Origin of the sequence: Variovorax paradoxus B4 (assembly GCF_000463015.1) — a bacterium.
Lineage (GTDB): Bacteria > Pseudomonadota > Gammaproteobacteria > Burkholderiales > Burkholderiaceae_C > Variovorax > Variovorax paradoxus_E.
In genome coordinates this window covers 2,936,834-2,959,105 of the sequence record NC_022247.1, presented here as the reverse complement: position 1 = coordinate 2,959,105, position 22,272 = coordinate 2,936,834, and the positions used below count along the sequence as shown (strand labels likewise).

Annotated in this window: 27 protein-coding genes; 19 read left to right on the top strand and 8 right to left on the bottom strand. The window is 66.1% G+C overall.

The features are described from left to right. Positions 1–5: 5 nt before the first annotated feature. Genes guaA through VAPA_RS13740 form a run of 3 tightly spaced genes read left to right on the top strand, consistent with a single transcriptional unit; the run spans position 6 to position 2,363 of the window. Positions 6–1,622 carry a glutamine-hydrolyzing GMP synthase gene (gene guaA / locus VAPA_RS13750; RefSeq protein ID WP_021007384.1) on the top strand — a complete coding sequence of 539 codons (1,617 nt, stop codon included), beginning with the start codon at positions 6–8 and terminating at the stop codon, positions 1,620–1,622. 13 nt (positions 1,623–1,635) lie between these two features. Beyond that, complete coding sequence (locus tag VAPA_RS13745; protein WP_461552108.1) at positions 1,636–2,082, top strand: hypothetical protein; 447 nt, start codon at positions 1,636–1,638, stop codon at positions 2,080–2,082. Next, the gene (locus VAPA_RS13740; RefSeq protein WP_021007382.1) at positions 2,079–2,363 is read left to right on the top strand and encodes a type II toxin-antitoxin system RelE/ParE family toxin; all 285 of its coding nucleotides are present in this window, start codon (positions 2,079–2,081) and stop codon (positions 2,361–2,363) included. The genes VAPA_RS13745 and VAPA_RS13740 overlap by 4 nt, the downstream gene beginning before the upstream one ends. 52 nt (positions 2,364–2,415) lie before the next feature. Here the strand turns inward: VAPA_RS13740 and VAPA_RS13735 are convergent, their stop codons facing one another. Further along, positions 2,416–2,793, bottom strand: a complete 378-nt coding sequence (locus tag VAPA_RS13735; RefSeq protein WP_021007381.1) for a winged helix-turn-helix transcriptional regulator — start codon at positions 2,791–2,793, stop codon at positions 2,416–2,418. 110 nt (positions 2,794–2,903) lie between these two features. Here VAPA_RS13735 and VAPA_RS13730 point away from each other — a divergent pair, with 110 nt between their 5' ends. Together VAPA_RS13730 and VAPA_RS13725 are read left to right on the top strand one after the other, a co-directional pair. Next, positions 2,904–3,638, top strand: a complete 735-nt coding sequence (locus VAPA_RS13730) for an SDR family NAD(P)-dependent oxidoreductase (protein ID WP_021007380.1) — start codon at positions 2,904–2,906, stop codon at positions 3,636–3,638. A gap of 24 nt (positions 3,639–3,662) precedes the next feature. Next, a complete protein-coding gene (locus VAPA_RS13725) occupies positions 3,663–4,262 on the top strand; it encodes an NADPH-dependent F420 reductase (protein ID WP_021007379.1) in 600 nt (199 codons plus the stop codon). A gap of 63 nt (positions 4,263–4,325) precedes the next feature. On the opposite strand, the gene VAPA_RS13720 is transcribed toward VAPA_RS13725, so the two are convergent. The 3 genes from VAPA_RS13720 to VAPA_RS13710 all read right to left on the bottom strand — a co-directional run bounded on the left by VAPA_RS13720 (position 4,326) and on the right by VAPA_RS13710 (position 7,174). After that, complete coding sequence (locus VAPA_RS13720) at positions 4,326–5,246, bottom strand: LysR family transcriptional regulator (RefSeq protein ID WP_021007378.1); 921 nt, start codon at positions 5,244–5,246, stop codon at positions 4,326–4,328. A gap of 320 nt (positions 5,247–5,566) precedes the next feature. Further along, positions 5,567–6,463, bottom strand: coding sequence for an arginase family protein (locus VAPA_RS13715; RefSeq protein WP_021007377.1), 897 nt, complete (start codon positions 6,461–6,463; stop codon positions 5,567–5,569). A gap of 162 nt (positions 6,464–6,625) precedes the next feature. Then, positions 6,626–7,174 carry an autotransporter gene (locus tag VAPA_RS13710; protein WP_041946453.1) on the bottom strand — a complete coding sequence of 183 codons (549 nt, stop codon included), beginning with the start codon at positions 7,172–7,174 and terminating at the stop codon, positions 6,626–6,628. 159 nt (positions 7,175–7,333) lie between these two features. Here VAPA_RS13710 and VAPA_RS13705 point away from each other — a divergent pair, with 159 nt between their 5' ends. The 4 genes from VAPA_RS13705 (at position 7,334) to argE (ending at position 11,038) form a co-directional block, all read left to right on the top strand. After that, positions 7,334–8,164: a helix-turn-helix transcriptional regulator gene (locus VAPA_RS13705; RefSeq protein ID WP_021007375.1), complete on the top strand. Its 831-nt coding sequence runs from the start codon at positions 7,334–7,336 to the stop codon at positions 8,162–8,164. Between the two features lie 78 nt (positions 8,165–8,242). Beyond that, positions 8,243–8,962, top strand: coding sequence for an alanyl-tRNA editing protein (locus VAPA_RS13700; RefSeq protein ID WP_021007374.1), 720 nt, complete (start codon positions 8,243–8,245; stop codon positions 8,960–8,962). Beyond that, entirely contained in the window at positions 8,963–9,901 is a 939-nt protein-coding gene (locus VAPA_RS13695) for a DMT family transporter (RefSeq protein WP_021007373.1), read from the top strand. Positions 9,902–9,919: 18 nt separating this feature from the next. Beyond that, positions 9,920–11,038, top strand: a complete 1,119-nt coding sequence (argE, locus tag VAPA_RS13690) for an acetylornithine deacetylase (protein WP_021007372.1) — start codon at positions 9,920–9,922, stop codon at positions 11,036–11,038. On the opposite strand, the gene VAPA_RS13685 is transcribed toward argE, so the two are convergent. Both VAPA_RS13685 and VAPA_RS13680 read right to left on the bottom strand, forming a co-directional pair. Next, positions 11,018–11,986 carry a Bug family tripartite tricarboxylate transporter substrate binding protein gene (locus VAPA_RS13685; protein ID WP_021007371.1) on the bottom strand — a complete coding sequence of 323 codons (969 nt, stop codon included), beginning with the start codon at positions 11,984–11,986 and terminating at the stop codon, positions 11,018–11,020. The two genes, argE and VAPA_RS13685, sit on opposite strands and share 21 nt — an antisense overlap. A 155-nt stretch (positions 11,987–12,141) precedes the next feature. Beyond that, complete coding sequence (locus VAPA_RS13680; RefSeq protein WP_021007370.1) at positions 12,142–13,050, bottom strand: LysR family transcriptional regulator; 909 nt, start codon at positions 13,048–13,050, stop codon at positions 12,142–12,144. A gap of 134 nt (positions 13,051–13,184) precedes the next feature. Here VAPA_RS13680 and VAPA_RS13675 point away from each other — a divergent pair, with 134 nt between their 5' ends. Genes VAPA_RS13675 through VAPA_RS13665 form a run of 3 tightly spaced genes read left to right on the top strand, consistent with a single transcriptional unit; the run spans position 13,185 to position 15,402 of the window. Further along, entirely contained in the window at positions 13,185–14,093 is a 909-nt protein-coding gene (locus tag VAPA_RS13675) for a ferritin family protein (RefSeq protein ID WP_021007369.1), read from the top strand. Positions 14,094–14,100: 7 nt separating this feature from the next. After that, positions 14,101–14,490: a RidA family protein gene (locus VAPA_RS13670; RefSeq protein ID WP_021007368.1), complete on the top strand. Its 390-nt coding sequence runs from the start codon at positions 14,101–14,103 to the stop codon at positions 14,488–14,490. A gap of 6 nt (positions 14,491–14,496) precedes the next feature. Beyond that, on the top strand, positions 14,497–15,402 hold the full coding sequence (locus VAPA_RS13665; RefSeq protein WP_021007367.1) for an alpha/beta hydrolase: 906 nt from the start codon (positions 14,497–14,499) through the stop codon (positions 15,400–15,402). Between the two features lie 18 nt (positions 15,403–15,420). Here the strand turns inward: VAPA_RS13665 and VAPA_RS35170 are convergent, their stop codons facing one another. Continuing rightward, a complete protein-coding gene (locus VAPA_RS35170; protein WP_230558871.1) occupies positions 15,421–15,618 on the bottom strand; it encodes a Cif family virulence factor in 198 nt (65 codons plus the stop codon). Between the two features lie 32 nt (positions 15,619–15,650). Beyond that, positions 15,651–15,809: a Cif family virulence factor gene (locus tag VAPA_RS35165; RefSeq protein WP_021007365.1), complete on the bottom strand. Its 159-nt coding sequence runs from the start codon at positions 15,807–15,809 to the stop codon at positions 15,651–15,653. A gap of 28 nt (positions 15,810–15,837) precedes the next feature. Between VAPA_RS35165 and VAPA_RS13655 the strand changes: the two genes are divergently transcribed. The 7 genes from VAPA_RS13655 (at position 15,838) to VAPA_RS13630 (ending at position 22,256) form a co-directional block, all read left to right on the top strand. Beyond that, the gene (locus VAPA_RS13655) at positions 15,838–16,254 is read left to right on the top strand and encodes a winged helix-turn-helix transcriptional regulator (RefSeq protein WP_230558870.1); all 417 of its coding nucleotides are present in this window, start codon (positions 15,838–15,840) and stop codon (positions 16,252–16,254) included. Between the two features lie 97 nt (positions 16,255–16,351). After that, positions 16,352–16,504, top strand: coding sequence for a hypothetical protein (locus tag VAPA_RS34485; RefSeq protein WP_196232508.1), 153 nt, complete (start codon positions 16,352–16,354; stop codon positions 16,502–16,504). Next, positions 16,501–17,256 (top strand): metal ABC transporter ATP-binding protein, encoded by a 756-nt coding sequence (locus VAPA_RS13650; RefSeq protein WP_021007363.1) that lies wholly within the window; start codon positions 16,501–16,503, stop codon positions 17,254–17,256. Before VAPA_RS34485 ends, VAPA_RS13650 begins: the two co-directional genes overlap by 4 nt. A 55-nt stretch (positions 17,257–17,311) precedes the next feature. Further along, the gene (locus tag VAPA_RS13645) at positions 17,312–18,187 is read left to right on the top strand and encodes a metal ABC transporter permease (RefSeq protein ID WP_021007362.1); all 876 of its coding nucleotides are present in this window, start codon (positions 17,312–17,314) and stop codon (positions 18,185–18,187) included. Between the two features lies 1 nt (position 18,188). Continuing rightward, complete coding sequence (locus VAPA_RS13640; protein ID WP_021007361.1) at positions 18,189–19,094, top strand: metal ABC transporter substrate-binding protein; 906 nt, start codon at positions 18,189–18,191, stop codon at positions 19,092–19,094. A gap of 40 nt (positions 19,095–19,134) precedes the next feature. Then, a complete protein-coding gene (locus VAPA_RS13635) occupies positions 19,135–20,112 on the top strand; it encodes a CobW family GTP-binding protein (protein ID WP_021007360.1) in 978 nt (325 codons plus the stop codon). Then, a complete protein-coding gene (locus VAPA_RS13630; RefSeq protein WP_021007359.1) occupies positions 20,109–22,256 on the top strand; it encodes a TonB-dependent receptor in 2,148 nt (715 codons plus the stop codon). The genes VAPA_RS13635 and VAPA_RS13630 overlap by 4 nt, the downstream gene beginning before the upstream one ends. The last annotated feature ends 16 nt before the right edge of the window (positions 22,257–22,272 follow it).

The following is a 22,272-nucleotide window of genomic DNA, read 5'->3' as shown; positions in this document are numbered from 1 at the left end:
CTTTCATGCAACACGACAAGATCCTCATCCTCGATTTCGGCTCGCAAGTCACCCAGCTCATTGCACGCCGCGTGCGCGAGGCGCACGTGCTCAGCGAAGTGCATCCCTGCGACGTCACCGACGAATGGGTGCGCGAATACGCCGCCGATGGCCACCTGAAGGGCGTGATCCTCTCGGGCAGCCACGCGAGCGTGTACGAAGAAACCACCGACAAGGCCCCGCAGGCCGTGTTCGACCTCGGCGTGCCGGTGCTGGGCATCTGCTACGGCATGCAGACCATGGCGCACCAGCTCGGCGGCAAGGTCGAGGGCGGCCACAAGCGCGAGTTCGGTTTCGCGTCCGTGCGTGCGCATGGCCACACGGCGCTGTTGAAAGACATCGCCGACTTCACCACGCCCGAAGGCCACGGCATGCTCAACGTGTGGATGAGCCATGGCGACAAGGTCACCGAGCTGCCGCCCGGCTTCAAGCTCATGGCCAGCACGGACAGCTGTCCCATCGCCGGCATGGCCGACGAGGCACGACGCTACTATGCGCTGCAGTTCCACCCCGAAGTCACGCACACGCAGCAGGGCAAGGCGATCCTCGAGCGCTTCGTGCTCGGCATCTGCGAGGCGAAGCCCGACTGGGTCATGCGCGACCACATCGCCGAAGCCGTGGCAAAGATCCGCGAGCAGGTGGGCGATGAGGAAGTCATCCTCGGCCTCTCGGGCGGCGTCGATTCGAGCGTGGCTGCCGCGCTCATTCACCGCGCCATCGGCGACCAGCTTACCTGCGTGTTCGTCGACCACGGCCTGCTGCGCCTGAACGAAGGCGACATGGTCATGGAGATGTTCGAAGGCAAGCTGCACGCGAAGGTGATCCGCGTCGACGCGAGTGACCTGTTCCTCGGCAAGCTCGCGGGCGTGAGCGACCCCGAAGCCAAGCGCAAGATCATCGGCGGCGAGTTCGTGACCGTGTTCAAGCAGGAAGCAGCCAAGCTCAAGGCGGGCGACGGAGGACACAAGGGGGCCACCTTCCTGGCGCAAGGCACCATCTACCCGGACGTCATTGAATCGGGGGGCGCCAAGAGCAAGAAGGCAGTCACGATCAAGAGCCATCACAACGTGGGCGGCCTGCCCGAGCAGCTCGGCCTCAAGCTGCTCGAACCGCTGCGCGACCTGTTCAAGGACGAAGTGCGCGAACTCGGCGTGGCGCTCGGCCTGCCGCCCGAGATGGTGTACCGCCATCCGTTCCCCGGCCCGGGCCTGGGCGTGCGGATTCTTGGCGAAGTGAAGAAGGAATACGCCGACCTGCTGCGCCGCGCCGACGCGATCTTCATCGAGGAGCTGCGCAACTTCAAGGACGAGTCCGGCAAGAGCTGGTACGACCTCACGAGCCAGGCGTTTACCGTGTTCCTGCCCGTGAAGAGCGTGGGCGTGATGGGCGACGGCCGCACCTACGACTACGTGGTGGCGCTGCGCGCCGTGCAGACCAGCGACTTCATGACCGCCGACTGGGCCGAGCTGCCGTATGCCCTGCTCAAGAAAGTGTCGGGGCGCATCATCAATGAAGTGCGCGGGATCAATCGGGTGACTTACGACGTGAGCAGCAAGCCGCCGGCGACGATCGAGTGGGAGTGAAGGACGAGGCTGCGTGCTGGCGCTGGAGGCGGGCTATGTGCCGGCCTGCGCGAATGAGTGGCGCACCGGCGTGTGCGAGAAGCCGCGCACTCTGAGCGGCGGCAGCGCGGCAAAAAGTATTGACGTTGTATATACTTCGTTGGGATCAATGTTTCTAGAGCCGGCCATGTCCAAAGAAGCCATGTTCACCATGAAGCTGGAACCGGAGCTGCGCGACGCCTTCATGGCCGAGGCCGAGGCCAGCCACCGCCCGGCGTCGCAGGTGGTGCGCGAACTGATGCGTGAGTTCATCGAGCGTCAACGGCAGGCCCGTGAGTACGACGCCTTCCTGCGTGCCAAGGTCGACACGGCGCGTGCGCAGATCGCATCCGGTCAATATGCCAGTGATGCCGAGGTCGAGGCTCGCTTTGCTGCCCGTCGCGTCGCGCTACGAGCCAAAGCCGACGGCGCTGACGCGTGAGGGTCCTGTGGACCCTGTCCGCCGAACAAGACCGCGCCGACATCGTCGACTTCATCGCCCAGGACAACCCGCTCGCCGCCATCCGCATGGATGAGACTTTCTCGGCGGCCGTCGGCCGGTTGGCCGAGCACCCCCTGCTAGGACGGGCAGGACAGATCCCGGGCGCCCGTGAGTTGATCCCACACGAGAGCTATCGGCTGGTCTATGAGGTGCGGGCCGATACCGTCTGGATCTTGACCTTGGTGCATACCGCTCGCCAGTGGCCGTCGACCCGGCCGTGATCGACGGCCGGCAAGAGCGCTCGGTTTCTGACAGCGGCTCTTCAGCATCCCGCTAGGGCAAAGTTTCGCGCTTGGCGAAGATGCTTGCCACCTCCGCCATGTGCTCGGTTCCCCAGGTGCACAGCGGGACGATCGCGTCGGCCAGGCTGCGACCCAGCGGAGTCAGCGCGTAGTCCACGCGCGGCGGCACCTCCTTGTAGTCGGTCCGCGCCAGCACGCGATCGGCCTCCAGATCCTTCAAATGCTGGATCAGCACCTTGTCGCTGACGCCCTCGATCAAGCGCTTGAGCTCGCCGTAGCGCCTCGGGCCGTCGCGCAGAAAAAACAGGATCAGCGGTTTCCACTTGCCCGAGATGATGCGCAGCGTGGCGTCGAGCCCGCAGGAGAAGCCGCCGGTACCGCAGGTTGGATGAGAAGAAGGTGTCGTCATTTTTTTATACTTACCAAAAAGTGCATACTTGTCCTTAGGTTATCAGAACTCCATACTTGTTCTCAAGCAGTTCCCTGCTTCCGTGCAACTCCAACTATGGATCCCATGACATGACCAGACTGAATGGAAAGACCGCCGTGATCACCGGCGGCGCTACCGGCATCGGCCGCGCCGCGGCAAAGCGCTTCATCGAGGAGGGCGCCTTCGTCTTCATCTTCGGCCGCCGGCAGGAAGCGCTCGACGCCGCCGTGGCCGATCTCGGGCCCAATGCCCGCGCCGTGAAGGGCTCGGTCTCGGATGAGGCCGACCTCGACCGGCTCTACGCGGCGGTGAAGGCCGAGCGCGGAACCCTCGACATCGTCTTTGCCAATGCCGGGGCGGGAAGCCAGCTTGCGCTCGGCAAGATCACCGCCGAGCACATCGACGAAATCTTCGACACCAATGTGAAGGGATCGATCTTCACGGTCCAGAAGGCGCTGCCGCTGATGGGCAAGGGCGGCTCGATCATCCTGACCGGTTCGAGCGCCGGCACCACGGGCGCCCCGGCCTTCAGCACCTACAGCGCAAGCAAGGCGGCGGTGCGTAACCTCGCGCGGACCTGGGCGGAGGACCTGAAAGGCACCGGCATCCGGGTCAACGTGTTGTCACCCGGGCCGACAGCGACCGAACTCGCGAAGGCGGCGCTGGGCGAGGAGGGCATGAAGGCCTTCGCCTCGATGAATCCACTCCAGCGCATGGCCGATCCGGCGGAGATCGGAGCGGTGGCCGCCTTTCTCGCGTCACAGGACAGCAGCTTCATGACCGCCAGCGAGGTTGCCGTCGACGGCGGCCTGGCGCAAATCTGACGCGAAAACCAAAAAGGAAAATTCATGAGCTACGCAATCATCGGCTTCGGCAACATCGGCCAGGCCCTGGCCAAGGCATTTGCCCGAAGCGGCATCGAGGTATCCGCTGCAACCACGCGCGACCCGGAAAGCTTTGCAGCCGCTGCGGCCGCGATCGGACCCGAGATTATTCCCAAAGCGCTGACGGAAGCGGTCAAGGCGGACATCGTCTTTCTGGCTGTGCGTTTCGAGTCGCACCGGGATGTGGCGAAGGCGCTGTCGACCTGGACGGGAAAGACCATCATCGACGTGACCAATGCCTACGGCGTGTCCCCTGAGGAACTGGGAGGTCAGCCTTCTTCCAAGGCCGTCGCGCAGGCCTTCACTGGCGGACGGCTGGTCAAGGGTTTCAACCATTTGGCCGCCACTGTCCTTGAGCAAGACCCGGCCGTTCATGGCGGCAGGAGAGTCGTATTCTTGGCGAGCGACGATGACGGCGCCACAGCGGAGATTGGTGCGCTTGCGGAAAACCTCGGTTTCTCACCGATCAAGCTTGGCGGGCTTTCGGAAGGTGGACTGCTTGTGCAGGCGCGCGGAAATAGCTGGGGTCAGCTGATCTTCAAGGACTTGGTCAAGCTCGACTGATGATGAATCGGGATCGCAAATTTCGATGCGATCCTGCCTCGTGGACAAAGGGCGGCCACCGTTTTACTGAAGCCAGGCCGCGCCGCCCAGCCACTCGGCCCAGTAGTCGATGCAGGCCTTGATCTTCGGCAGGCGGTGGCGCTCGCGCGCGGTGACTGCGAACACCGGCACCTCGTTGCGCGCATCGACGAACTCCGCCAGCACCGGCACCAGCAGCTTCTGCTGCACCAAGGGATCGCCTACCAGCGTCGCGAGCCGCCCGATGCCCAGTCCCTGCAGAACCATCGAGGCCGCCAAGTTGGTGTCGTTGGTGCGCCAGTGCCCCTCGGCCACGATCAGCTGCGGCTTGCGATCGACCACGAAGGGCCAGCGGTTGAGCGGCGTCACGAGGCCGTTCGTGACGAGCCGGTGCGCACTCAGATCCTCAGGCCGCTCGGGCTGCCCTGCCGCGGCCAGGTAGGACGGCGCCGCGTAGAGCGCGCGCGTCAGCGTGCCGATGCGGCGCGCCACCACGGCGTCGGGCAGCGGGTTCTCGGCACTCGCGGTGCGCACCGCGATGTCGATGCCGTTGCGCGCAAGATCGAGCATCTGATCGCCCACGACGAGTTCGACGCGCAGGCGCGGATGCCGCGCATGCAGCCCGCCGAGGCTGGGTACGAGCTGGTACTGCGCCAGCACGGTGCTGGCCGTGACCCGCACCAGCCCGCCGATCTCGGCCGCGCTACCGGCGAATTCGCCCTCGAGCTCGTCGAGCGTTTCGAGCATGCGCTCGCAGTGGACCTGGAAGGTCTGCCCCTCGGCAGTGAGCGACAGCCCGTGCGTTGAGCGGTGGATGAGCCGCGCGCCGCAGGCCTTTTCAATGCGCGCCAGCGTGCGCGAGATCTGACTCACGGGCACGTCACGCTCGCGCGCGACGGCCGACAGCGTGCCGCACAACGCCACGCGCGTGAACAGGTACAAATCGTCAAGGTGCAGTTCCCGCATGCGCACGATGGTAGCCAACCAGCCTTGCGCGCAGCGCAAAGGCGCTTTGCGCCACGCCCTGTTTCGCCGCGTCCGAACGGTTCCTAGAGTGGCTGCACTGCGAGCAATGGAAGGGAACACACCATGAACAACACCGATCCGAGCCGGTGCGACGACGAACGGTTGATCGAGCGGGCCAAGGCCCATGCGGCGGTGTTGCGCCACGAAGCGATCGACGATTTCTGGCGCGGTGTTGGTAGCGTGGCGCGCCGGATGTTGCACTACGTCGCGCGGCAATGCCAAGGACTGATGCGACTGGTGCGCCGACAGGGCCCGCCTGATCAAGCAGGAGCGGCAGTGCCCAGCCCTGCGGCCAGCACCGCAGCAAGGCCGCTGCCGGCGCTGCCATCCTCGTCGAGGCGCGGGTTGTAGATGGTGACCTCGAGGCCGACCGCCTTTTCGCTCGCCAGGATGAGCCGGAGCGCCGTCGACAGTTCGTCCCATGACAGCCCTCCTGGTACGCGGAAATCGACTGCCGGCATGATGGCATCGTCGAGGCAATCGGCGTCCAGATGGATGAAGAAGCCGTCGAGCTCGGCCCGCGTCAGGTGGTCAATGGCCGCACGAGTTGCGGCTTCGACGCCCAGGCGGCGGATGGTGGGGAGATCGCAGGCCATGAGCTCTGCCGGCAAAGGCTGGCTGCCGAATTGGGCCTGGTCTTCGTGGTCGCGGAATGCGAAGGCGACGGTGTCCTCGGGCCGCACCAGCGGACGGCGGCCCTCCAGGTCGGTCAGCAGTGCCGGCCCGTGGCCGGTGACAAGGGCTAGGTCCATGGACGCGCCTTCGCTGTTGGGCTCGGCTTCGGGCTGGAAGAAATCGGCATTGCCGTCGATGAAGAACAGGCCGTAGCGGCCGCGCCGGCGCAGCGCGAGCATCGAGCCCAGCACGATCGTGCAGTCGCCGCCCAGCACTATCGGGAATTCGTCCCCATCCAGTACCTTCTCCACGGCATCGGCGAGCATGGGCGACCACGACGCGATCGCGCCGGCATTCAGCACCAGGGTGGCTGGATCGGGCTTCGGGTCTTTCGGCGGAACGGCCATTGGCCCGGCACGGCGCGCATGGATGCGGTCTGCGAGTCCGAGTTCCAGCAGCCGGTCGGGCAGGTGCTCCACGCCCTCGGTCGCCAGGCCGAGCGTGGAGGGCGCTTCAAGAATGGCATAGCGTCGGGTCGGCATCAGGTGCTCCAGGTATCGTGAGTGGGAACCGGCGCACCGCTGGAGCAAGGGCGGGTTCTCTCTTGGCGAGACATGGTGCCCATGTTCCGCCTCCTGTCGATCATGGCCAAGCCCTTGACCCTGTGGACGTTGGGGACCTGTTGATCAATCCCGGCAGGGACATCACGGCTCGATGGGGCGCGCCTCGACCAGATACCGGTCGTTGTCGAACACGTCGGGCCGATCTCCCGCGAAGCGCCACATCTGCCTCTTGGTGTGCAGCAGATTGCCGAGGTACACATGCAATGCGCCCGAGCGCGCCGTGCCCGGGTTCGCCACCGCGTGCACGGTATCGGGAGGCAGGTGAACCACTTCGGGCGCGATGGCTTCACGCCGCTCCGGAACCTGCAGCCGGCCCTCGGACAGCGGGTAGATGAAGTTCGTCTCTTTGCCCCGGTAGATGCCGATGAGGGCGTCCATCAGATGATTGTGAGGCGGGTACTGCAGGCCTGGCGTGAGGGTGATGTGATAGATCGTCAGCGTGTCGTTCGCGCACAGCAGGACTTCGTCGTCGCTTGCCTCGTGGACCAGCTCGCCGAGCGCGTGGAAGCGGACGGTGATGTCGCGCAGCACCGCGGCGACGCGATCAAAGCAATCGGCCTTTGCGGCGGCGTCGACGATCTCGTCGATCGCCGTCTGAAGGGGCGAGCTGACGGGCGGGGGTGAAGTCATCATGCTGAACCGGCGGACCTGCGGCAGGATAGTTCAGGTGCGTGGGTCAGTCCACTATCGGCTGCAGGCAGCGGTGACGCGTCACGCGCCGCTTGCGATCTAATTGCATCTGATCCGGCGGCCGCAAGCGCCGCCGCCCTTCGTGCGAAAGGATGCCCGTTGGCCCGTTCCGATCCTCGCAACACCTCGCGGTACTGGCATGCACCCGGCGTGCCGGGCCTGGACTTGCTCCATGCCGATTTCACAACGCACGACTACGCGCCCCACGTCCATGACTCCCTCGTGGTCGCGGTCACGGAAGTGGGCGGCTCGGAGTTCAGGAGCCGCGGCCGTACGGACATTGCCCACGAGCAGGCGCTTCTCGTCTTCAATCCTTGCGAACCTCACTCGGGCCGCATGGGTGGCAGCAAGCGTTGGCGGTACCGGTCTTTCTACCTGGCCGAACCGGGCATCAAGGACGTTCTGACATCGCTGGGGATCGATCAGCCTCGGCATTTCACGGCGAATGTCTTTCGCGATCCGGATCTCGTCGCACGCTTCCTGGCACTCCATCGCGCCCTGGACGGCGAGCCGGACCCGCTGCTTCACCAGGAGTTGCTCGTACGCAGCTTCGGCGCATTGTTCGGAAGGCATGCGCAGGCAGGACAACGCGTGCCCGTCGCGCCGGCAGATGCGCGCCTGCTCGCACCCGTGCTGGAACTGATGCGCGACTGCCATGCAGAGCGCCTGACCCTCGAGCAGCTGGGCCAGGTCGCCGACCTGACGACATTCCAGTTGATCGGCATGTTCAACCGATCGATCGGATTGACCCCGCACACCTACCTGACCCAATTGCGCCTGAGAGCCGCCATACGGCAGCTCCATGCGGGCCAGTCCGTCGCCGATGCCGCGCTCGCGTCAGGCTTCTATGACCAGAGCGCCCTGAACAAGCACTTCAAGCGCACCTTCGGCATGACGCCACTTCAATACGTGCGTGCGCTGACGAACTGAAAAGACGGCTGACGTCAATTCTGACCAATAGCATTTCGGGGCGTCCTGCCATGCTGGCATCCATCAGCAAGGCCACCCATGACACGACTCTTCTGCCAGGACAACCCCGGCATCCTGAAGCTGGATGCCCGAGTTCTGAAATCACGGCCCGGCGCCGTCCTTCTTTCCCGACACCCTCTCTATCCCGGCGGGGGCGGGCAGCTGCCGGACCGGGGCATCGTCCGATGGCAGGGCGGGGAAACACCCGTCGCCGGGTTCTCCGAAGAAGGCGGCCTCGCATGGATCCAGCTTCCGAGCAACACCGAGATCACCGGCGAAGTCCAGGTGGAGGTCGACCCGGTTTTCCGGCAGCTCATGCGGGAGCTTCACACGGACCTGCACGTGCTGAACGCGCTCGTCTTCAGGGACTTCGACGGTGCCCTGGTGACCGGCGTCCAGATGAACGAGGACGGTACGGCACGCATCGACTTCGACCTGCCGGGTGCCGACAACGACCGCCTGCGGGCACTCGAAGCCGAATTGAACGATGTGGTCGCACAGGATCTGGCCGTCGAGACAAGCTACGTTTCGGTCACCGAGGCCCACGGCGAGCAGGGACTGCTGCGCTCCCGCTCGGTGGCTCCGCCGCCTTCGGCGGAAGGCCTCGTTCGCATCGTCGAGATCGCCGGGCTCGACCGGCAGGCATGCGGGGGAACGCACCTTCAATCGACGGGTGCCTCGCGTCCGATCCGGATTCTCAAGATCGAGAACAAGGGCCGCTCCAACCGTCGCGTGCGCATCGGACTGCAGGGCTTGTAGATGCGCAAGTCGTTCCTCGCCCTCTGGGCGCATCCCGACTGGCTTCTGTGGGTGCCACCGGCCTTCTGGGCTGGCAACCTCGTGCTGGGCCGCGCGCTCGGCCCCGTCTTTCCCCCGGTGTCCCTTGCGGTCGGCCGCTGGGTCGTGGCGCTTGCGGCCCTGGTGCCATTCGTCGGGCTGCAGGCCTGGCGGGAGCGGGCGCTGCTTGCGCGGCACTGGCGGTTGATCGCGCTTTGCGGCGCCTTCGGCATCGCCGGCTACAACGCGCTGGGGTACCTGGCCTTGCAGACGGTGCCTGCCACCAGCGTTGCCTTTCTCAACTCGACGCTGCCGCTCATGGTTCCGCTCGCCGCAGTGGTCCTCGGCGTCGAGCGCATCACCTGGAGGACGCTGGCCGGCATCGCCATCTCGTTCATCGGCGTGACCTGGATCGTGGCGCGCGGGGAACTCGCCAGCCTCGTGGCGTTGCGGTTGGGAGGCGGTGAGCTTCTGGTGCTGCTGGCCGTCTCCAACTATGCGGTGTATTCCGTTCTCCTGCGACGAAAGCCCGCAGCGATCAGTCCGCTGGTGTTTCTGGCCGCGACCATGGCCGCCGGACTTGTCGTGCTGATGCCGTTCTGGATATTGGAGCTCGCGCGCGGCGCACGCATTCCGACGGATGCCGCTTCGATGGGCGCGGTCCTCTACATTGGAATCTTTGCTTCGCTGTTCGCGTTCATCCTGTGGAGCCGCTGCGTTGCGACCCTGGGCGCGACGGTGACTGGCGTGTCCTTTCACCTCGTCGCGCTGTTCACCGCGCTCCTGGCGTTCCTGGTTCTGCGGGAGCCCGTGCGCAGCTTTCACGTCGCAGGCATTGCGCTGATCCTGCTCGGCTTCTTCGTCACGACCTTTCGTCCGGCCAGGCGCCCGGCGACAGCGTCCGATCCTTCCCCTTCCTGATCCCATCGGAATCACGCCATGGACACGGTCGAACTCCTGCGCATTCTGGTCGGCTTCGATACGACGTCCCATCGATCCAACCTGGCGCTCATCCACTGGGTGGCCGGATACCTGGAGGGCCATGGCGTCGAGGCACGGCTGATCCACAGCGACGACGGCGCGAAGGCCAACCTGCTGGCCAGCATCGGCCCGCGGGCGCCGGGCGGCATCGTTCTGTCCGGGCACACCGACGTGGTTCCCGTTGACGGCCAGGCCTGGGATTCAGACCCCTTCATGCTCGTCGAGTGCGAGGGCCGGTTCCATGGCCGGGGAGCCGCTGACATGAAGGGCTTCATCGCGGCGTGCCTCGCCGCGGTGCCATCGTGGCGCCGCCTCGATCTGCGCCGCCCGATCCACCTCGCGCTTTCCTACGACGAGGAGGTGGGGTGCTTCGGCGTTCCGCGCCTGATCGCGGGGATGCGCGACCATGTTCCGTCACCGGCGCTTGCCATCGTCGGCGAACCGACCCAGATGCACGTCGGGCTGGCCCATCGGGGCTTCTTCGGCCATCGGATCACCTTCTGCGGCCGGCCGGCCCATTCCAGCGATCCGGCGCTGGGCATCAATGCGATCGAACCGGCCGCCTTGCTGGTCGCGCAGCTGGCAAGCCTCGCACGCACGCTTGTGCGGCAGGGCAATCGCACGACCTTCAATGTCGGCTGCATCAACGGGGGGACTGCGATCAACATCGTTCCCGGATGCTGCGAACTGCTGTGGGAGTTCCGTCCGCCGGACGAAGCGAGTGCTGCGGTGGTGAGGGACGAGCTCGAACGGCTGCTGGCGGTTGTTCCAGCCGACGTGGCCGTCGAGATGACGCAGCTGGCCGGAGTGCCGGCACTCTGCGCGGAGAGCGGCAGTGCGGCTGCCGTAAACATGGCCAGGACTTTGGGCGCGCTGTGGCCGCCGGGCGAGATCCCGTTCGGCACCGAGGCCGGCTTCTTCCAGCAGGCGGGCATCCCCTCCCTGGTCTGCGGGCCTGGTGCCATTGCGCAGGCCCATCAGCCCAACGAGTGGATCGCCGCCAGTGAACTCCGTGCTGCCGAGCGCTTTCTTGCTCGCGTCGGGGCATGGGCCGCATCAGGGTGCGAGGCCCGCTGATTTCACGATGAGCGCGTATTTGCCGGCTTCCGCTGCCGTGTAGCTGGCGAACTGCGCGGCGTTGCGGGTATCCGGCTCTGTGCCGATTTCCCGCAGGCGCTGCACCATGGCGGGAGCCTGCAGGACGTCGGCCATTGCCTCGGACAGCTGCCTGAGCACAAGCTGCGGGACCTTGGCGGGTGCAAACAGGCCGAACCAGGCGCTGACTTCGAAGTCCGGCAAGCCACTCTCCGCCACCGTGGGCACGTCGGGAAGCAACGGGCTGCGACGCAGACTTGTCACGGCCAGCGCCTTGACCGTCCGGGCCTTGAGGTTGGGGATGGCGGTGGTCTGCAGGTCGAACATCACGGGGACATGCCCGGCCAGCACATCCGCAAGCGCAGGCGCACTGCCGCGATACGGCACGTGCAGCAGCTGGATATGCGCGGCGTTCGCGAGCATCTCGCCCGCCAGGTGGTTGGAGGTTCCGGGCCCGGCCGAGGCAAAGCCGATCGTGCCGGGACTGCTCCTGCCGGCGGCGATCAGCTCCGACACATTGTTGTAGGGAGCCGCGGGATGGGCCACCAGCACGAAGGGAATCGATGCCAGTGCACTGACGACTGCAAAGCCCTTGATCGGGTCGTAGCCCACCTTGCTCATGGCCGGATTGATCGCCTGGGAACTGACGGTGCCCATGAGCAGGGTGTAGCCATCCGGCTTGGCATCTGCGACGAAACGTGCGCCGATGGCGGTGCCGGCACCGGCCTTGTTCTCCACGATCACAGGCTGTCCAAGGCGCGTCGCCAGCTGCTCTCCGACAGTGCGCGCAAGGATATCGGCCGAGCCTCCCGGCGGATACGGAACGACGAGCGTGATCGGGCGGGCAGGATAGGTCTGTGCGAACGACGGCACGGCGAAGACGACTGCGGCCAGCAGCACCGGGGCGGCGAACAGCTTCATGAATTTCATCGTGGGCTCCAGTTGGCAGATGCGGGCGACGCCGGCGGCGCTCCCCGGCGCCTTTGCCGAGATGATGCAAACGGCGCGTCATGACGTCCAATACGGACTGCGTACCGAACCCATACATGAATCGAATCACCATGGTCGGCGCGCTGCGCCGGGATTCAGGTGCTGCGCGCGTGCGAGACGACCTTGCTCGCCACCGACAGGAAAGAATGGATCACAGGGTTGTCGTTGGTGCGGCTGTAGGCGAAGGCCAGTTGGTAGGTCGGCGGCGCACGCGTTTCGGCCACGTCGAGAAAGGTCACGTCCTTCATGGCCAGCATGCGCATGGAGGCCGGCACCAGGGCAATGCCCAGGCCGCCGGCGACCAGTGTCAGCACGGCCTGCATCTGGGAGGCTTCCTGGACGACCCTTGGCGAGAAGCCCGCGGCCTTGCAGGCACTGAGCAGCGCCGCCACGAAACCCGCTCCCTCGGCCGCTGGAAAGGCGATGAAGGACTCTGCCGCCAGGGCCTTGATCTTCACGGAGCGGTGTTTTGCCAGGGCATGGCTGCGGGGAACGGCAATGACGAAACCCTGTGCCTGAAGATCGACAAAGGCAAGGTCCGGCACGTCCTGCAGCGGGCCGACCACCAGGGCCAGGTCGACCTCGGCTCGCCGCAGGGCCTCCACCTGCCGGGTGGTGGTCTCCGCGGTCACCTGCAGGTGGACCGTCGGGTAGTCGCGCTGGAACCGCTTGAAGATGTCGGGCAGAAGGTCGAGCGCGGCGCTTGGCACGAAAGACAGGCTGAGCGAGCCTTCGGCGCCCTGAGCGGCACGCCGGGCGCGTTCCGTGGCCGCATGGGCCTGTGTCAGCAGGCGCTGCGCATCCTTCAGGAAAACCTTGCCCGCCGGCGTCAGGCGCACATGGTGCCGGCTGCGGTCTATCGGCAGCGTGCCCACCTGCAGTTCCAGGTTGCGTATGGCCACGCTCAGTGGCGGCTGAGACATGTGCAGCTTCTCCGCCGCACGGCCGAAGTTGAGCTCTTCCGCCACCACCACGAACTGACGCAACTGCCTGAACTCGATCATCTGGAGAGCCTTGTGAAGGTTGACTCGATATACACAGTTCGGATCACGACTCCATTTAAACAGTATTGGATGTATCAAGAGCACGCGCCTAGCATGAATGGCATCCCCGATCGCCGAATGAAGGAGCCATGCCCATGCAGCCGTCCCTGCTCGAAGAAATCCCCGCCGTTCCCAACCCCTATCCGGTCGTGTCGAAGATCGAGTACCCGGAGGTCTGGCGCCTCTGCACCCAGGCACGCGACCTGGCCTGGAACCCGGTCTCCGACATCGACTATTCCGATCTCCAACAGGCCGACCTGCCGCCGGAAGTGCGCAAGGCCGGCGCCGAATGGTGGAGCCTGCGTGCCTGGATGGAGCACGGCGCCACCCCCTATGGCGCAGAGCGCCTGCGCGACGCGATCTTTCAACACCAGCCGTTCGAGGTGAAGCAGCACATCACCAACTTCATCGCCGAGGAGTTCCGGCATCACGAGGCCAGCTTCCGCATCGCCGACGCACTGGCCGAATACGAGCCCATGCCGCGGTCGGACTACTTCAAGGACATCATCCCGCGCTTTCACGACGAGTCGGACGAGAAGGCCATGAGCTTCTTTGCCGGCCTCTCGGTCAACACGCTGTTCGAGCAGCTGTCCGGCGACCTGCTGCAGGCGCGCTACGAGAACGCCCGGTTCGACTCGATCCGCGAGGTCTGCCGGCTGATCCTGCGCGACGAGGCTCGCCACATACAGTTCGGCCGCATCATCATGCGGCGCTTCTTCAGCGAGTTGCCCTCGGAGGAAAAGCGCCTGATCGGCCTGAAGGTCGCGAAGAAGCTGCGCGGCAGCCTGCTCAATGGCGTCTATGCCGTGGTCAACCTGCCGGACGCCGAGCGCGCGCGTTCGGGCCGCAACCGGGCACTGGCAGCCGACCATGGCCTTGGCGCGACGCACCCCGATGAAGAGATCGGCATCATCCGCATGGGCGTGAACAAGATCCGCGAGGACATCGGCGTGTACGGCGTCGAGATTCCGGTCATCCCGGAAATCGACAGCGTCGTGCACTGAGGCCGCCATGCATCAACGCATCATTCCCGACAACGTCGCAGCGCCTGCAGGTGCCTACAGCCACGGCATCTCCACCCATGGCCCGGGCACCTGCCTGCACGTGGCGGGCCAGATCGGCATGACCCCGCAAGGCCGCCTGCTGGAAGGCTTCGAGGCCCAGGCCGACCAGGCCTGGAAGAACCTGGTGGCAGTGCTGCAGGCGGCTGGCATGGACGCATCGCACCTGGTCAAGGTGACGACGTACCTCACCCGTGCCGCGGACCTGCCCCGGCTCAATGCGATCCGCAGCGTGTACCTTGGATCGGCGCGGCCGGCCTCGACCCTGGTGGTGGTCGCGGCGCTGGCGCACCCGGACTGGTGTTTCGAGGTCGAGGCCACGGCCTTCCGGCAGGACTGACCGGCCATGCGCGCGATCCCGCGGCCCGGCGCAATGGACGAGCTGCTGCGCGAGGTCGGCCCGGTGTGGCAGCAGGACATCCGCAGCGCGGGCGACCGGGTCAAGGCCGCCTACCTGCCTGTGCTGATGGCGGCACCGCGCGATGGCGTCGCCGTCACGCGTGAACTTTCCTACGGACCTCACCCGCGCCAGCGGCTGGACGTCTATCGTCCGGCAGTTGCGCGTGACGCGCCCGTGGTGGTCTTCGTGCATGGCGGCGCTTTCGTGCGCGGCACCAAGGACATCAACGAGGCCATGTACGCCAACGTGCTGACCTGGTTCGCCCGCCAGGGTTGCGTGGGCGTCAACATCGAATACAGGCTGGCACCGGAGGCGCCGCATCCGCAAGGTGCCCTGGACGTCGCCGCAGCCTGTGCCTGGGTGTCCGGGCACATCCGCGGCTTTGGCGGCGATCCGCGCGGCATCTGCCTGATCGGTCATTCCGCCGGAGGCACCCACGCGGCGACCTTTGCCTGCGATCCGGCGCTCGCCCACCTGCGGCGCGACGTGTGCTGCCTGGTGCTGGTGTCCGCGCGGCTGTGCGCCGACACCTTGCCGGAGAACCCCAACGCGGCCGGCGTGCGGGCGTATTTCGGCGACGACGCAAGCCGCTACCCGGCCCTGGCGCCCATCGCGCATGCGGCGCAGCTCGCAATGCCCGTGTTCGTCGTCAATGCGCAATACGAGAACCCGCTGCTCGACGTCTATGCGACCGAATTCGCTTATCGCGTGGCGCAGGCACGTCGTGTCGCGCCGCGCCACATGACGGTCGCGGACCACAACCACGTGTCCGTCATGGCGCACTTCAACAGCGGGGAGCAACTGCTGGGCGAGCAGATCCTCGACTTCTTCACGGCCTCCTGCCGCCGGTAGGGCGGGTGCCAGATCGACTCAGTCTTCAACACGCGGCAGGCTCGCACCTGCCGCATGGTCGATGACGTAGAGCCACGAGCCATCTGCCTGCCGGCGCACGACCTCCGCCGAGCTGCCGGCGAGGATCGTCTTTCCCTCCGGCGAGGCCAGGCTGTAGTCGGTCCGCAGCAGTGCAAGGCCGTCCACCTCCACACAGAAGTTGTTGCGGGAAATCATGACTCCCGGCACGTCCAGCAGCTTGCCGAGTTCTACGGCAATGGCGAGTTTTCCCCTGCAGGTCTGGTCGAGGGGTCGGTGCGCAGGGCGGCATCCGGTTCGTACAGCGACAGCAGGTTGTCGATGCAGCGGCTGTTGAATGCTTGGGTAAAAGCTTCGTTCATTGCGGCGGGGGTCGTGACCTTGAACATGACGGATGAACGCTCTCTCTGAAATGCGATGGAGCGCATCACAACATGCGGATCCAGCACTTACCAAATGGATAGAACTGCAGAGACCCCGGCGGCTCCGGCCGGCATCGACACACCTGCGGCGAAGCACGCGAGCGAGTGCCCCGTCGAAGAATGGCTGGCCTTCTTGGGACATTGCTGGAACGCATTGATTCTTTGGCACTTGCAAACCGGTCCCAAGCGCCATGGCGAACTGGTCGGGTGCCTGGCCGGAATCACGCCCAAGGTGCTGACCGAACGCCTGGATGGCCTGGAGCAACGAGGCCTGGTTTCCCGGGAGCTCCTTGCGAGTTTTCCCCGCGGGGTTCTCTACACGCTGTCTGCGCGTGGGCGGTCGCTGGCCCTGGTGCTCCATCAGTTGGAAGTGTGGGCCAAGACTGGCGTGGCGCACGAACGAACAAATTGAGCTTGGCGCGGTGGGATAGGGCAGGGCGTATTGCGAAAAAGCGGGACGCCCATAGGCATTATTGCGAATGCATTCCTATTTGCAATATAGTCGAGGCATGAAACAATGGGCCAACCGACGTGAAGAAATGCTTGATGCCTTGTCGGAGAAGCCGCAGAGCCTGCTGATGGCCAGCGTGTGGATGCGAGTGGCGGGCGCGCTGATGCTGGCCGCGGCGTTGTGGCTGGCTGTTGGCTGGGCCCTGAAATGAGCGGGGCGCCGCTGCCTCCCGCCATCCTGCTGAGCAACCTCACGGTGGCTTATCGCGGGCACCCGGCCGTGCATCACCTGTCGGGGGAGTTCGCGCCGGGCTCGCTCACTGCTATCGTCGGGCCGAACGGCGCCGGCAAGACCAGCCTGCTCGCCGCGATCATGGGACGCATCCGGCCAGCCGAGGGCAGGGTCTCCTTCGGTGGCGCCTCGCGCGACCGCATCGCCTGGCTGCCGCAGCAGGCCGAGATCGACCGGAGCTTCCCGATCCGGGTGTTCGACCTGGTGGCGCTCGGGCATTGGGGGCGGCTCGGCAGCTTCAAGGGTATCGCCGCGCGGCAGCGCGACGCCGTGGGAGACGCGCTGGAGGCCGTCGGCCTTGGTGGCTTCCAGCGCCGCAGCATCGCCGAGTTGTCGGCTGGGCAGTTCCAGCGCGTGCTCTTTGCGCGCGTGCTGCTGCAGGACGCCCCGGTGATCCTGCTGGACGAACCGTTCAATGCAATCGATGCGCGCACCACCGCCGACCTGCTGGCCGTGGTCGCGCGCTGGCACGCAGAGGCGCGCACCGTGATTGCCGTGCTGCACGACCTCGAGCAGGTTCGCCTGAATTTCGATCGCACACTGCTCATGGCGCGGCGCTGCGTGGCGTGGGGGCCGACGGCCGAAGTGCTGCATGCCGAGAACCTGTTCCGCGCGCGCCAGATGGCCGAGGCGTGGGACGAGGATGCGACCGCGTGCAGGGAGGCGGCATGAGCCGCCGGGCCGTTCCCAAGGCGAATACCGCAGCGCGTAGCGCGGAGGTTATGTCATGAACACCGGGGCCTTGCTGGTGCAGCCCTTCGTGGAATACGGCTTCATGCGCCGCGCACTGGTGGCCACGCTGGCGCTGGGCCTGGGCAGCGCGCCGATCGGCACCTTGCTGGTGTTGCGGCGCATGAGCCTGGTGGGCGACGCAATGGGCCACGCGCTGCTTCCGGGCGCGGCGCTCGGCTTTCTGTTTGCCGGCTTCTCGCTGTCGGCGATGAGTGCTGGCGGTTTTTTTGCCGCGCTCGCCGTGGCACTGGCGGCCGGTTTTGTCACGCGCGTGACGTCGCAGCGCGAAGACGCAAGCTTCGCAGCCTTCTATCTGATCGCGCTCGCGCTGGGTGTGCTGCTTGTGTCCACCCACGGCAGCAGCGTCGACCTGATGCACATGCTTTTCGGCACCATTCTTGCCGTGGACGATGCGGCGCTGCTGCTGATGGCCGGCGTCGCAAGCCTGACCTTGGTCGTGTTGGCGGTCATCTATCGGCCGCTGCTCGTGGAATGCCTCGATCCGGGTTTCCTGCGCAATGTGGGCGGGCCCGGCTCGCTGGTGCACGGCGTCTTTCTCGTTCTTACCGTCGCCAACCTGGTGGCGGGCTTCCAGGCGCTGGGCACGCTGATGGCGGTCGGCTTGATGATGCTGCCGGCCACCGCGGCGCGCTTCTGGGCCGCCGAAGTCTGGAGCCTTGCGCTGGTTGCAGCCGGCATGGCGGTGCTGTCCGGCTTTGCCGGGCTGCTGCTGTCCTTCCATGCCCAGTGGCCCTCGGGGCCCGCCATCGTGCTGGTGGCGGGCGTGGCCTACCTGCTGTCGCTCGTGTTCGGACCGCATGGCGGATTGCTTGCCCGGCTCCTGCGCTCACGCTCTCATCGAAATGCCTGACATGAACTTTCCATCGGATCCCATGCGCCGCCGCTTCTTCGCCACGCCGCTCATCGCGCTGCCGCTGCCAGTGTTTGCGCAATTCACCACACCACGGCCGTTGCGCGTCGTCGCGAGCTTCTCGATCCTCGCTGACATGGCGCGCGAGATCGGCGGCAGCGCCGTCGAAGTCGCGGCCCTGGTCGGCCCGGATTCCGACGCGCACGTCTTCCAGCCGAGCCCGGCCGATGCGCGGCGCCTCGCCAATGCCGAACTGGTTATCGTCAACGGACTGGGGTTCGAAGGCTGGATGGACCGCCTGGTGCGTTCATCCGGCTACCGCGGTCCCGTCCTCGTGGCCAGCGAGGGCGTGCCGGTGCGCCGCATGGGCCGCGAGCCCGATCCGCACGCATGGCAGGACCTTGCGAACGCGCAGCGCTATGCCGCAAACCTGCGCGATGCGATGGCGCGGGCACGGCCGGCATTCGCGGCCGAGATCGGCCAGCGCTGCGCCAGCTACATCGAGCGGCTCCAGGCGCTCGACCGCGATGTGCGCGCACGTTTCGACGCGGTGCCGCGCCAGCATCGCCGCGTGATCAGCTCGCACGATGCATTCGGCTATTTCGGCGCCGCCTACGGCATCGAGTTTCTTGCGCCGCAGGGCATGAACACCGACAGCGAGGCCTCCGCCGCCTCGGTTGCGCGCCTGATCGACCAGATCCGGAGCGAGGACGTGCGCGCGGTGTTCGTCGAAAACATTTCCGACCCGCGCCTGGTCCAGCGCATTGCGCGCGAAGGCGGGGTCGTTGTCGGTGGCCGGCTTTATTCCGATGCGCTGTCGACGCCGGGGACCGAGGCGGACACCTACCTGAAGCTGTTCGCCCACAACACCACAACCATTGCCTCGGCGCTCTCGGCAAAGCGCTGAGCTTGTCGAGCGCCCGATCAACCATCATCCAGAGTTGTCCATGAGCCTCATTCCCGTCACCATCCTCACCGGCTTCCTCGGCAGCGGCAAGACCACGCTGCTGAACCGCATCCTGAAGGAGCAGCACGGCCACAAGGTCGCCGTGATCGAAAACGAGTTCGGCGAGGCCGGTATCGACAACGAACTGCTGGTGCAGGACGAGGGCGAGCAGATCATCGAGATGAACAACGGCTGCATCTGCTGCACCGTGCGCGGCGATCTGGTGCGCATCCTCGGCGAGCTGGCGGCGCGCCGCAAGAACGGCAGCGCGAGCTTCGAGCGCGTGATCATCGAAACCACCGGGCTGGCCGACCCGGCGCCCGTGGCACAGACCTTCTTCGTCGATGAAGAGATCAGCCAGACCTATCTGCTCGATGCGATCGTGACGCTGGTCGATGCCAAGCATGCGATGGCGCAGCTCGACGAGCACCATGAAGCCCAGGAGCAGGTGGGCTTTGCGGACCGCATCCTGCTGTCCAAGACCGACCTGGTGTCGGTCGACGAGGTGAGGGCGCTCGAGCAGCGCCTGCTGCGCATGAATGCGCGTGCGCCGATCACCGCGGCGCATTTCGGCCAGGCGCCGATCGACCAGCTGCTCGACATCCGCGGGTTCAACCTGAACGCCATCCTGGAGATCGAACCCGACTTCCTGACCGATGTGGACCACGAGCACGACGACGATGTCTCCAGCTTCGTGTTTCGCGCCGAACGGCCTTTCGATGCGGCGCGGCTGGAGGACTTCTTCGGCGCCATCCTTCGAATCTACGGCACCCAGCTGATGCGCTACAAGGGCGTGATCGCGGTAGTCGGCCTGGACACCCGTGTGGTGCTCCAGGGCGTCCACATGCTGATGGGCACCGAAGCCGGCCCGAACTGGAAGCAGGACGAGCCGCGCCACAGCCGCATCGTCTTCATCGGCAAGCAGCTGCCCAGGGATGTGTTGGTGCAGGGACTCGAACAATGCCTGGCCACAGCATGAAACCATCCGCGAAGTGTCCATCGATCCGCCGCCACAGGGCGATGCGCGCCATGGCATGCATCGCCGGCCTGGCGATGCACCCGGTCGCATCGCGCGCCCAGGCCGCCTTGCCGGCCGTCGAGGTGTCGGCCGGCGAAACCGCTCCCGGCAGCAGCCTGGGCCTCGACCTGCCAAGCGCGACCGGGTCGCGTCTGGGCCTTGCACCGCGCGAAACACCGGCCAGTGTCAGCAGCCTGGGCAGCGCCGACATCGCCGAACGTAATCTGGCCCGTGCGCAGGATGTCGCTGTTCGATTTCCCGGCGTCACCGAAGCGCCTGCGCCCGGCAATGGCGGCACCAGCCTGGTGGCGCGGGGCTTTGCGGGACACAACTCCGTGGCCCAACTGGTCGACGGCACACGGCTGGTGGTTGCGTCCGGCACCGTGACCTATCCGTTCTCCACCTGGCCCTTCGAGTCGGTCGAGGTGCTCAGGGGGCCGGCCTCGGTGCTCTTTGGCGACGGTGCCATCGGCGCGGCCGTCAACTACATCACCAAGAAGCCGCGGTTCGACCGCACGGAGCGCGAAGCCTTCTTCAGCCTGGGCTCCTTTGGCACCCGGCAAGGCGGCATCGGCCTGCGTGGACCAATCAAGGACACCTTGGCCTATTCCGTCTACGTCGACGCGGGCAGCAGCGATGGCTTTCGCCGCTTCGAAAGCTACGACCGGCAGAACTACGCGCTCGCCCTTGCGGCGCGTCCGAGCAGCGCGCTCAAGTTCACGTTCTCGTTCGATGGCGGCCGCAATGACGACGCCCGCTACTTCGGCACGCCGCTTCTCGATGGCGTGCTCGACAGCCGGCTGCGCCGCACCAACTTCAATGTGGACGATTCGGTCGTGAAGTACGACGACCGCATGTGGCGCGCCAAGGCCGAATACCAGCTCGGCAACGGCATCCAGTTGCGCAACGAGCTCTACCACCTGGCGTCGGTGCGCCATTGGCGCAACGCCGAGGCCTACACCTTCAACAGGGCCGGCACGCGGGTCGGCCGCAGCGACTACATCGAGATCCTGCATGACCAGGAGCAGACGGGCAACCGGTTCGATGCCACGTTCGACGGCCAACTCGGCGGCCTGAAGAACCGCTTCGTCGCCGGCCTGGACTGGTATCGCACGACCCTGCTGCACACCAACAATTCGCCCTACGGCGGCGCGAGCACGGTCGATCCGTTCTTCTTTGCGCCGGGCCATTTCACCAGCCCGGTGCCAACGCTTCCGGGACGCCATTCGACCCTGGAGACGACGGCACTCTTCGCGGAGGATGCGCTGGAACTCGCGCCCGGCTGGAAGCTCGTGGCCGGCCTGCGCAGCGACCGCATGCGGCTCGATAACAACGACCTGCGCACCGGCGCCCGTCTGTCCAAGACATACAGTCCCGTCACGGGCCGCATCGGCGCGGTCTGGACACCCAGCGACGTGGTTTCTTTTTATGGCCAGTACGGAACGGGAACCGACCCATTGAGCGGTGCGCTGTCGCTTCCGAATGGTGGAAATTCCTTCGACCTGACCAAGGGCCGGCAGCTCGAGGTGGGGGCCAAGGGCAGCCTGCCGGCCATCAAGGGCGAATGGACGCTGGCCCTCTACCGCATCGAGAAGCGCAACCTGCTGTCCCGCGATGCCAGCGACCCCAGGATCACCCAGCAGGTCGGGCGCCAATCGTCGACCGGCGTCGAACTGGCCATGGCGGCCGAGCCGCTGCCCGGCTGGACCGTCGACGCCAACGCGGCTCTGCTGCGTGCGCGCTACGACGACTTCAATGAGGTGGTCGCCGGGCGTGCTGTCTCCCGCGCGGGCAACATCCCGGTCGGCGTGCCCGAACGCACGGCCAACCTGTGGACGGCCTATCGCTTCCAGCCCCGGTGGCAGCTGGGCATCGGGGCGCGCTACGTTGGCGCGCGGCAGTCCAATGCGGCCAACACGGCGCGCCTGCCGGCCTACACGGTGTTCGATGTGTCGCTGGCCTACGAGTATTCGCGCAGCCTCGATTTCAGCCTGGCCGTCAAGAACCTGACGGACTGCGACTACGCGGTCTCGGGCACCGGCAACGTGCGCTGGCTGCTCGGCGCGCCGCGCACGGTGCAGCTGACGGCGCGTGCGCGCTTCTGAATGATGGATGCCGTGC

Excerpts from the sequence above, each read along its gene's own strand:
- guaA (WP_021007384.1), top strand. The coding sequence starts at position 6 with ATGCAACACGACAAGATCCTCATCCTCGATTTCGGCTCGCAAGTCACC.
- VAPA_RS13735 (WP_021007381.1), bottom strand. The coding sequence starts at position 2,793 with ATGACGACACCTTCTTCTCATCCAACCTGCGGTACCGGCGGCTTCTCC.
- VAPA_RS13730 (WP_021007380.1), top strand. The coding sequence starts at position 2,904 with ATGACCAGACTGAATGGAAAGACCGCCGTGATCACCGGCGGCGCTACC.
- VAPA_RS13725 (WP_021007379.1), top strand. The coding sequence starts at position 3,663 with ATGAGCTACGCAATCATCGGCTTCGGCAACATCGGCCAGGCCCTGGCC.
- VAPA_RS13720 (WP_021007378.1), bottom strand. The coding sequence starts at position 5,246 with ATGCGGGAACTGCACCTTGACGATTTGTACCTGTTCACGCGCGTGGCG.
- VAPA_RS13715 (WP_021007377.1), bottom strand. The coding sequence starts at position 6,463 with ATGCCGACCCGACGCTATGCCATTCTTGAAGCGCCCTCCACGCTCGGC.
- VAPA_RS13710 (WP_041946453.1), bottom strand. The coding sequence starts at position 7,174 with ATGACTTCACCCCCGCCCGTCAGCTCGCCCCTTCAGACGGCGATCGAC.
- VAPA_RS13700 (WP_021007374.1), top strand. The coding sequence starts at position 8,243 with ATGACACGACTCTTCTGCCAGGACAACCCCGGCATCCTGAAGCTGGAT.
- VAPA_RS13695 (WP_021007373.1), top strand. The coding sequence starts at position 8,963 with ATGCGCAAGTCGTTCCTCGCCCTCTGGGCGCATCCCGACTGGCTTCTG.
- argE (WP_021007372.1), top strand. The coding sequence starts at position 9,920 with ATGGACACGGTCGAACTCCTGCGCATTCTGGTCGGCTTCGATACGACG.
- VAPA_RS13685 (WP_021007371.1), bottom strand. The coding sequence starts at position 11,986 with ATGAAATTCATGAAGCTGTTCGCCGCCCCGGTGCTGCTGGCCGCAGTC.
- VAPA_RS13680 (WP_021007370.1), bottom strand. The coding sequence starts at position 13,050 with ATGATCGAGTTCAGGCAGTTGCGTCAGTTCGTGGTGGTGGCGGAAGAG.
- VAPA_RS13675 (WP_021007369.1), top strand. The coding sequence starts at position 13,185 with ATGCAGCCGTCCCTGCTCGAAGAAATCCCCGCCGTTCCCAACCCCTAT.
- VAPA_RS13670 (WP_021007368.1), top strand. The coding sequence starts at position 14,101 with ATGCATCAACGCATCATTCCCGACAACGTCGCAGCGCCTGCAGGTGCC.
- VAPA_RS13665 (WP_021007367.1), top strand. The coding sequence starts at position 14,497 with ATGCGCGCGATCCCGCGGCCCGGCGCAATGGACGAGCTGCTGCGCGAG.
- VAPA_RS35170 (WP_230558871.1), bottom strand. The coding sequence starts at position 15,618 with ATGATTTCCCGCAACAACTTCTGTGTGGAGGTGGACGGCCTTGCACTG.
- VAPA_RS35165 (WP_021007365.1), bottom strand. The coding sequence starts at position 15,809 with ATGTTCAAGGTCACGACCCCCGCCGCAATGAACGAAGCTTTTACCCAA.
- VAPA_RS13655 (WP_230558870.1), top strand. The coding sequence starts at position 15,838 with ATGGAGCGCATCACAACATGCGGATCCAGCACTTACCAAATGGATAGA.
- VAPA_RS34485 (WP_196232508.1), top strand. The coding sequence starts at position 16,352 with ATGAAACAATGGGCCAACCGACGTGAAGAAATGCTTGATGCCTTGTCG.
- VAPA_RS13650 (WP_021007363.1), top strand. The coding sequence starts at position 16,501 with ATGAGCGGGGCGCCGCTGCCTCCCGCCATCCTGCTGAGCAACCTCACG.
- VAPA_RS13645 (WP_021007362.1), top strand. The coding sequence starts at position 17,312 with ATGAACACCGGGGCCTTGCTGGTGCAGCCCTTCGTGGAATACGGCTTC.
- VAPA_RS13640 (WP_021007361.1), top strand. The coding sequence starts at position 18,189 with ATGAACTTTCCATCGGATCCCATGCGCCGCCGCTTCTTCGCCACGCCG.
- VAPA_RS13635 (WP_021007360.1), top strand. The coding sequence starts at position 19,135 with ATGAGCCTCATTCCCGTCACCATCCTCACCGGCTTCCTCGGCAGCGGC.
- VAPA_RS13630 (WP_021007359.1), top strand. The coding sequence starts at position 20,109 with ATGAAACCATCCGCGAAGTGTCCATCGATCCGCCGCCACAGGGCGATG.